2 protein-coding genes are annotated in these 4,020 nt (G+C 28.6%); both read right to left on the bottom strand.

The window, feature by feature from the left end:
* Nucleotides 1-1,260: hypothetical protein (locus tag VLM92_RS14760; protein WP_325277084.1), on the bottom strand; the 1,260-nt coding region annotated here is incomplete at its 3' end.
* Between the two features lie 521 nt (nucleotides 1,261-1,781).
* Nucleotides 1,782-3,785 carry a cell wall-binding repeat-containing protein gene (locus tag VLM92_RS14755; RefSeq protein ID WP_325277083.1) on the bottom strand — a complete coding sequence of 668 codons (2,004 nt, stop codon included), beginning with the start codon at nucleotides 3,783-3,785 and terminating at the stop codon, nucleotides 1,782-1,784.
* Between the last annotated feature and the right edge of the window lie 235 nt (nucleotides 3,786-4,020).

Below are 4,020 nucleotides of genomic sequence, written 5' to 3'. Positions count from 1 at the left end.
ATGTTTAGACCTTTCATTTGCTTTGAATACAAGCTCCGTTTTCTTTTGTATATTATTCAACTCTTCAGAATGTATTAAAACATTCTGTGGTATCTTATCCATTTCGTTAACCACTAAAGGATTATCTATACCGGCCCAAACGTTAGAAAGAGGACGATAATCTAATTTAAAATTACCTTTATCATCAAATATTCCACAACTCTGAATATTTCTTCTCATGACAACAAGAAAATATACTGGATCTATTCCATAATCGTATACTTCGTATCCTGTATCCAAACTTGCTTGGAAACAAAGACCCTTACAATTTTTAGGCATATTAACTACTAAAAACATATCTTGAATACCTTCTAATTTTCTAGCTATTATCGTTCCCTCTTCCGTTATTCTTTTTGATCTAATATTAATTAGGTTAAATTCAGAATCTACAGTGTGGGGTCTAGGTGAAATAGTCCATAGAGCTCGATTTGTGCCTAGATGATATGATAAAAGTGGTTGATACATTTGATTAATGTTTGTAGTGTAACTCTGAGTTTCACGTTTTTCTCTAGAATTATCAGTTGTAGTAACGTTTGATGACTCTTCGCCTGTATGTTTTTTAGTTCCCCATTCACCCGTAACAGCAACTTTGGCAGATCCTGCTCCCCAAAAAGCACTAGTTTCTACATTAACCCCTGTTAAAATATCACTTTCTTCTGTTGTAGATGTAGTTGTATTACCCTTTTTTAAATTCAAGGCATTTGTAGATCCAGAAAGTACTTCACCAGTCTTATTAACTGTTTCATAGATTTCTCTTTTCTTTGGCTCAAAATCTTGAATATATGGGTAATCCCACAAACTAACTTTGTCTTCTTCGTGATGTGGGAAAACAGCCACTTGCATAATTGCTCCATTACAAGGATAATAGTTTGAAAGCTTTCCAGTTGCAATTTCAAGATTTGATATTTGAAACTTATCTAAAACATTATGCTCTTCTAATTTTTTATAAGTATCATCTAAAAACTCATCATCGAGAAGACCTTCATTGGTAAAATTACATCCAGTAATAGAAGCTATTACCCTTAAATACATAATTTTTCTATCTGGATACATATCTTTTGTTTCTTCTTCTGGTACAACATAATAAAAGCCTGTTAGAGATGTCCTCCATTTTGGGGGTAAGTTTGGATCTTTAAATTTTGTATCAAACATATCAGGAGAGAATGCTAACCTTCTCCAAGGTATGTCCTTTGGTAATGATAAATTTTGTCCACAATTCATTTTCGTTCCTCCTTAAATGATTTTGTTTATTTAAGCATATTAGTTTTTCTTAAAATAGTAGTATGTAATACTGTATACTAAAAAACTACAATCTTATTTCTAAATTTTACATTTTATTATTTTTTATACTACTAATTTTTCTAACAATAATTAATTAAATAGCAAGTAAATTTACATAGCATAAAAAGCACACTACTTTCATATTTTAAGTAGTGTGCTTTCAATATATTAGTATATCTAATATTATATGTCTTCAATATCATCAAATAATTTAACTATTTTTAAATACAATTCATAAAGTAAAAAACCACGACATCAAGTCGTGGTTTTCAATGGTGTAGGCGATTCACAAGAATCTTATCTACGATTAAACATTTATTGTAATACTTACCTAATCTATGTTAAAATACCATAGAAATTACAATCTAAGAGTGATGATTTCTGTATTTATAATCAAAGAAGGAGGTTGAAGTATGAAAATATTAAAGATATTATTAAATAAAAATTATAGTATCTCCAAATTAATTCTTAAACATATTTACTAACTTATTAAATGCATTTTCATTTCCATTTCCACCAACCTGAGTTATCTCCCTAGGCTGTTTTTTAGATAATAAACTTTTTTGCTTATCATTTAAATCATTTCCTACTATAACTACAGGAGAATCTACTTTAGATGATGCTAACACACCTACTGCCAATGCATCTATTAAATCATTTTGTTTCTTCATTCCATCTTTAACAATGAATATATTATCTAATTTTTCACCTGTATAGAACTTTTCTAATATAACTGCATTAGTCTCATTTCTATCTATTCCACCTAATCTTTCTGCATTTGGCAGTTTATTAGCTATTTCATTTGATATAGCTGCTTTATTTCCAATAACGTAAGATTTTGTTATATTATTCTCTTTTATGTATTGATCAAATACCTTAGTTCCTTCATTTGGTGATGCTAATACTATTGGCATATTTTTATTAGCTGCAACTGGTGCAATACTTACTGCGTCAGGAAGTCCTGTTACTCCGTTTACAACTGCTATTTCTGATATATTTATATAATTGCTTAGTTTTTTAGCTATTTCTAAAGATGTCTCATATCTATCATTTCCACTTATTCTCTCTACATAAATATCCATAGATTTTAATTCATTTATAACTGAATCTGATACAACACTCTCTCCACCTATTACATAGACATTTTCGGGTCTAAGTCTTGATATTTCTTTTTTAGTTTCACTATTTAATTCGTTTTTTTCTGTTAGAAGTATTGGTGCACTTTTCTCATTTGCAAATGGTGTTGCACTAAGTGCATCTACCATTGAATTTGAGTTTACTACTATTACATTCCGTGCTCCTCTCCATCCTTCATACTTTGCTTCACCAGATTGTTCATTGCTTATTTTTATAGCTGTTTGATATCTATCCTCTCCAATTAATTTATTTGTATATACAATAGATTGTGGTTCATTTCCTTCTCTATTTTTCGTGCTATAATGCACATATGACCATTTTTCAATTACTTTTTTTATTTTACTCTCATCATAATATATCTTAGTATATGTTCCTTCTTCTGCCTTTATTGTGTATGTATCTCCTTTTTGCTTTATATCTCCGTCTATGTGTAATTCTAATGGACTTTTATATGGTTCTGATGGATTTTCTTCGATCAAATCATAATCTCTTGTCAAAAATATTGCATCTTTTTTTGCACCATCTATCTCTAATGTTCCTTTTATTCTTATATTAGTTCCTACGTCTTTTCTTCCCATCGTATATATTGCGTGATTTCCTGGATTTATTATTTTTACATTCTCTAATTCAATATTTCCTGATTCTGTCCTTATTGGTTCACCACCATACAAATTACCATTTATTTCAGTATTGATTATATTTAATGTTTTTCCTTCATCTCCACGATATGATATTGAGCTATTTTTCATTTCACTTGAATTCACAACTATATTTCCTAAACCATATATTGATGTATTATTTACTTTTACATTTTCTAATGTTACATCTCCATCAAAACGATTACTTCCATTGTTTATTTCACTGTTATTTACTATATCTAAACTTGTTTCATAACATTTTATGCTTATTCCATTTAGTTTTAAATTATCTATTTTTGTATCTGTATTTACATATATCTTTGGTTTTTCTTCAAAATTACTTTCGGGATTTCTAACTGTTCTTATTTCTTTCCCATTTCCTCTTATTTCTTTTCCATTTCCTTTTATTTCTATGAAAGACGATAGAAATATGGCTATATCATTTTTTATATCTATTATTTTTATATTTTCATTTTTTAATGCTGATTCCAATTCGACTCTATTTGTTACTTCTACTACCTCTGATTCTGCATAATTAGAAGTCTGTGGAACGTATTCTTCTATGTTTTTTTCTAGTGTAGTTTGGCTTGTATTAGGTTCTAATGCGTGTGACAGTGTTGTGATTTGTAGATTAGCGGCTATTACTGCTACCGATAATATGATCCCCATATTTTTTTTGTATTTTTTCATATTATTCTCCCTCTATTTATAATAAATTAAATATAATTAATTTATTGCATTCATACTGTTATTATATACAATAAATTTTGATATGCAATAAATTTTGTCGCTTTTTTGTAATTTTTTACCTTAATTTAGTGATATAAAAATTAGAAGTTATTTTTTATCAATAAAAGAAAAGAGTACCTTGAATATCACTTCAAGCACTCTCTATATACTATTATCTCAGTATCTTTCAATGATG

The organism is Romboutsia sp. (genome assembly GCF_035470145.1).
GTDB lineage: Bacteria > Bacillota > Clostridia > Peptostreptococcales > Peptostreptococcaceae > Romboutsia_D.
This window is presented reverse-complemented; position numbering and strand designations above follow the sequence as displayed.